The organism is Arthrobacter sp. H5 (assembly GCF_000520595.1).
In the GTDB taxonomy this organism is placed as follows: Bacteria; Actinomycetota; Actinomycetes; order Actinomycetales; family Micrococcaceae; genus Arthrobacter_D.
Map to the genome: position 1 here is coordinate 1 of NZ_KI915008.1, position 5727 is coordinate 5727.

Genomic DNA, 5727 nt, shown 5'->3' on the forward strand with positions numbered 1-5727 from the left:
CCAACAGTGTGCCACACACAAAACCGCCCATACCCTCCCCGCACCGTTCCACAACACACCCCCCACCCCTCCAAAGAGGAAAAAGGAAGCACATCCGTACTAAATGCCGGAACGAAACCGGCGGCCGCTATTTGCTGATATTCCACCCATGAGCACCCACCGCAGAACAAACGCCTGCGCAATGGGCTAACTCCTACAACCACCAACCAACAAGCCCCTAAGACCCGCCTGATGCGTTGAGGTGCTCCTTAGAAAGGAGGTGATCCAGCCGCACCTTCCGGTACGGCTACCTTGTTACGACTTAGTCCCAATCGCCGGTCCCACCTTCGACAGCTCCCTCCCCACAAGGGGGTTAGGCCACCGGCTTCGGGTGTTACCAACTTTCGTGACTTGACGGGCGGTGTGTACAAGGCCCGGGAACGTATTCACCGCAGCGTTGCTGATCTGCGATTACTAGCGACTCCGACTTCATGAGGTCGAGTTGCAGACCTCAATCCGAACTGAGACCGGCTTTTTGGGATTAGCTCCACCTCACAGTATCGCAACCCTTTGTACCGGCCATTGTAGCATGCGTGAAGCCCAAGACATAAGGGGCATGATGATTTGACGTCGTCCCCACCTTCCTCCGAGTTGACCCCGGCAGTCTCCCATGAGTCCCCGGCATAACCCGCTGGCAACATGGAACGAGGGTTGCGCTCGTTGCGGGACTTAACCCAACATCTCACGACACGAGCTGACGACAACCATGCACCACCTGTAAACCGGCCACAAGTGGCCAACACATCTCTGCGCTGTTCCGGTTCATGTCAAGCCTTGGTAAGGTTCTTCGCGTTGCATCGAATTAATCCGCATGCTCCGCCGCTTGTGCGGGCCCCCGTCAATTCCTTTGAGTTTTAGCCTTGCGGCCGTACTCCCCAGGCGGGGCACTTAATGCGTTAGCTACGGCGCGGAAAACGTGGAATGTCCCCCACACCTAGTGCCCAACGTTTACGGCATGGACTACCAGGGTATCTAATCCTGTTCGCTCCCCATGCTTTCGCTCCTCAGCGTCAGTTAATGCCCAGAGACCTGCCTTCGCCATCGGTGTTCCTCCTGATATCTGCGCATTTCACCGCTACACCAGGAATTCCAGTCTCCCCTACATCACTCTAGTCTGCCCGTACCCACCGCAGATCCGGAGTTAAGCCCCGGACTTTCACGGCAGACGCGACAAACCGCCTACGAGCTCTTTACGCCCAATAATTCCGGATAACGCTTGCGCCCTACGTATTACCGCGGCTGCTGGCACGTAGTTAGCCGGCGCTTCTTCTGCAGGTACCGTCACTTACGCTTCTTCCCTACTGAAAGAGGTTTACAACCCGAAGGCCTTCATCCCCCACGCGGCGTCGCTGCATCAGGCTTTCGCCCATTGTGCAATATTCCCCACTGCTGCCTCCCGTAGGAGTCTGGGCCGTGTCTCAGTCCCAGTGTGGCCGTCCACCCTCTCAGGCCGGCTACCCGTCGTCGCCTTGGTAGGCCATTACCCCACCAACAAGCTGATAGGCCGCGAGTCCATCCAAAACCACCAAAACTTTCCACCAATCACCATGCGGCAAAAGGTCACATCCAGTATTAGACCCAGTTTCCCAGGCTTATCCCAGAGTCAAGGGCAGGTTACTCACGTGTTACTCACCCGTTCGCCACTAATCCCCCCAGCAAGCTGGAGATCATCGTTCGACTTGCATGTGTTAAGCACGCCGCCAGCGTTCATCCTGAGCCAGGATCAAACTCTCCGTAAATGAAAAACAGACACGCACCCACCACCAAGGAAAAATCGGCAACAGGCACGCACAAAATTCGAAACCAGCCAAAAACAACCACACAACACCACAAAAGGCATCACATGGCCAAATTCAACCAATCAAAAAACAATCGGTATCAACAAACATGGCACACTATTGAGTTCTCAAACAACAGAAGCAATTCAAGTAATTCCGCAAATTATTCTTTCAATTTGCATTTCCTCGCTGCTACTTGTGTAAATCTATTTCATTAGAATTCATCTGTCAAATCCATGTATTTCTCGAATTTGTCAAACAAGAACCAATTCCGCCCACCGAAATATCAAGTAAATTCAGGCTTCTGTGCTGTGCACACGCCCAAACCACTTTGAAGTTTCGATGGGGTTTGCTGCCACTCAAGCGAAGCAACTCAGAAAACTTTACACGGCCTTCAGCGACTGCGCAAATCGGTTGTGAGGCTACGAAACCTCGACCGTCGCAAGCGTCCTTTTGCCACGGCGAAGCAGCAAAAACCGTCCGTGCAGCAATTGGCTGCTGCTGATCACAGCATCAGGATCATTCACCTTGAGGTTGTTCACGTAGGCACCACCTTCCGCGATCGTCCGCCGTGCGGCCGAGTTGCTCGCAACCAGTCCGCTCGCCACAAGCACGTCAACGATGCCAAGTCCATCTGAGTCCACCCGTGCAACCGGAAGCTCGGCGATCGCAGCAGTCAGCGTTGCCTCATCCAGCTCGCCGAGTTCCCCCTGTCCAAAGAGGGCAGCGGACGCGGCGATGACCTTATGAGTCGCGTCGACCCCGTGCACCAGCGATGTGACGTCAAAGGCAAGTGCGCGCTGAGCCTCCCGCAGGTGCGGACGCTCTACTGCGGACCCACCCAACTGTTCAATGACCGGGCGCGACCTGAAGGTGAAGATCTTCAGGCGTTCCACAACGTCGCCATCGGCTGTGTTGAGCCAGAACTGGTACATGGCGTAGGGGCTGCACATCGCGGCATCAAGCCAGATCGCATTTCCTTCGCTCTTTCCAAACTTGGTGCCGTCAGAATTGGTGATGAGCGGCGTACCGATCGCATTGACGGCTTTCCCCTCCACCTTGCGAATCAGTTCGGTTCCGCTGGTGAGATTGCCCCACTGATCCGAACCACCGGTCTGAAGAACGCAGCCGTACTGCCGGTGCAGTTCCAGGTAGTCCATACCCTGCAGGATCTGGTAGCTGAACTCGGCGTAACTGATTCCTTCGTCGGAGTTCAGCCGGGAAGCGACAGCGTCCTTCTTCATCATGGTGCCAACGCGGTAGTGCTTGCCGACGTCCCGGAGAAAGTCCAGCACCGACATGGGCGCAGTCCAGTCCAGGTTGTTCACCATGCGGGCGGCGTTACTGCCTTCGAAGCTCAGGAACCGCTGCACCTGCCCGTGCAGGTAACCGACCCATTCAGAGACGGTTTCCTTGGTGTTCATGGTGCGTTCCGCCGTGGGCCGGGGGTCACCCACGAGTCCCGTTGACCCGCCAACCAGGCCGAGCGGCAGGTGGCCGNGGTGGCCGGCCAACTGGAGCCGCCGCATCAGCAGAAGCTGCACCAGATTGCCCAGGTGCAGGGATGGCGCAGTCGGATCAAACCCGCAGTAGTACGTGATTGGATCGCCGGAAAGTACCCGCTCCAACTCCGCCTCGTCTGTTGAGACGTGGACAAGGCCACGCCACTTCAACTCCTGCCAGATGTTGTCAAAGGAGGCGTCGTTTTGCTGTGGGATCAGTTCTTCTGTTTGCTGCGGCACAGCATCCAAATTATCAGCCTTCGATGCCTTCGGGCACAACACCGGTGGCAATGAGACGCAGGCGCTGCGTTGGACGGGTCATGGCCACGTAAAGATCCCCGACACGCGCGGAACCCGGATCCAGCATTTCTGCCGGCTCTACAACCACCACGCCGTCGAATTCCAATCCTTTGGCTTCCCTGGGAGTGGTGACCACGATGTCCTGGCCAAGTCCTCCGGCGCCCTGTCCCACACGGTCGCCATAGACACCGGCCAGGGATTCACGGATCGCATTCACGTGCCGCATTGGAGCGATCACCGCGAGCAGTCCGCCGTCAATCGCGTCCAGCTCCTCCGGCAGCGCTCTGACCAGTGCGGGTATGAGATCCGGAACGCGGTCGACGACGGGGTCCCACCGGCCGTCGCGAACCGCCTTCGGTGCTGTCACCACCAACCCGGCGGCGTTGGCCATCCGGACGGCGGCCTCCGCGATTTGGGCAGGCGTGCGGTAGTTGACTGTCAATTCCTCGAGCTGCCAGCGTTCCCCCACGAACGGCTCCAGTGCCTGTTGCCAGGAATTGGACCCCGCGGCGGAACTGGTCTGCGCAATGTCACCCACGATCGTGAAGGATTTGAGCGGACAGCGCCTCATCAGGAGATGCCACTGCATGGGTGAGAGTTCCTGTGCCTCGTCGATCACGATATGCCCAAACGCCCAGTTCCGGTCGCCTGATGCACGCTCGGCCGCGGTAAGGCGTGCGTCAGCCACGGCATTGTGGTCCACCAGGTCTTCGGCAGTCAATACGCCGTCCACCCCAGAGTCCTTGAGTGACTCATTGACATTCTCAAGGGTTCGCTCCGCGTTGGCGAGGTCCCGGATCCGTTCCTGTTCCTTCTCCGCCGCGTTCCGTCCTGCGGACGCATCCAACTCGCCCAGCAGTTCCGCGGCCTCATCCAGCAGCGGAACGTCAGCTTCGGTCCATGGTGAGTTCTCCGGGCGGTGCAGCAGCGCCAGCTCCACGGAGGAAAGGTCCGGAGCAGCCGCCTCCAGCTGGGCTGGCTTGCTGAAGAGATCACGGATCAGCTTCTCCGGAGTCATGGGCATCCAGGCCAGATTGACGGCGATCCGCACGTCGCGCGAGCTCCGGACGTCTTCCGCGAGGTACGAACGGTCAGCGGTGTTTCCCGCGCCTGAAGATTCTTCGAGCTGCTCCGTCAACTGCTCGGTCAGCTCGCGCAGCAGGATCTTCACGAACGTGAGCCGTGCCTCGTTGTGGGGCTTTCCTGTGGCGCGGGCGCGATCCCTTGCACGGCGTACCTGCCGTGGGGTCAGCATCAGGATGGTGCCCTCAACGTTCAGCTTCCGGTCTTCCGCGGGGATGCGCTGGCGGTTTGCGACGGCTTGTTTGACCAGGTTCAGCATTTCCAGGCGGCCCTTCAGCGCAGCCGTGGCTTCATCCGTCTCAGGCACGGCGCGGATTCCCGGCATCAGATTGCCGATACTGGACATGACCACGCCGGTCTCACCCAGGGATGGCAACACTCGCTCGATGTATCTCATGAAGGCGGTGGTGGGGCCCACCAGCAGCACGCCCGCCGATTTCAAACGCTCCCGGTGGGTATAGAGCAGGTAAGCGGCCCGGTGGAGAGCCACCGCCGTCTTGCCGGTTCCCGGTCCACCCTGGACAACCACCACTCCGGAGAGCGGAGCGCGGATAATGCGGTCCTGCTCGGATTGGATGGTGCCCACGATGTCCGACATCTGGCCGGTGCGCCTGGAATTCAGTGCGGCAAGCAGTGCTCCCTCGCCTTGGAGGGACTCATCCTCGGTGAGCATGGCGGCATCCAGCACGTCGTCTTCAATGGCTTTAACGTCGCGTCCGGACAGAATCAGATGACGACGACGGCGCACCCCCATTCGCTCGAAGGCAGTGGCCTGATAGAACGTGCCCGCCTCGGGCGCGCGCCAGTCCACCATGAGCTGCTGGAGTTCCTCGGTGGAGAGGCCGATCCGCCCGATATAGCGCTCAGCGCCATCGTCCAGATCGAGGCGCCCAAACACCAACCGGTCATCCACCGCATTAAGTTGCGCCAGCCGGTCCTCATACATGGTGGCGAAGGCATCGCGCTCGGAGCGGTTCTGGTGCGACCCGGCCGATACGGAACGGCGGACCTCGTCCAGCTGGCGC

At 59.1% G+C, this 5727-nt stretch carries 2 protein-coding genes and 1 rRNA gene; all 3 read right to left on the reverse strand.

Features of this window, described 5'->3' with window-relative positions:
* Window positions 1-252 precede the first annotated feature (252 nt).
* Window positions 253-1778, reverse strand: a 16S ribosomal RNA gene (locus tag Y708_RS0115310).
* A 461-nt stretch (window positions 1779-2239) separates the two neighbouring features.
* The gene (gene tyrS / locus Y708_RS0115315; RefSeq protein ID WP_028280599.1) at window positions 2240-3559 is read right to left on the reverse strand and encodes a tyrosine--tRNA ligase; all 1320 of its coding nucleotides are present in this window, start codon (window positions 3557-3559) and stop codon (window positions 2240-2242) included.
* A 13-nt stretch (window positions 3560-3572) separates the two neighbouring features.
* Window positions 3573-5727: HelD family protein (locus tag Y708_RS25520; protein ID WP_035776578.1), on the reverse strand; the 2155-nt coding region annotated here is incomplete at its 5' end.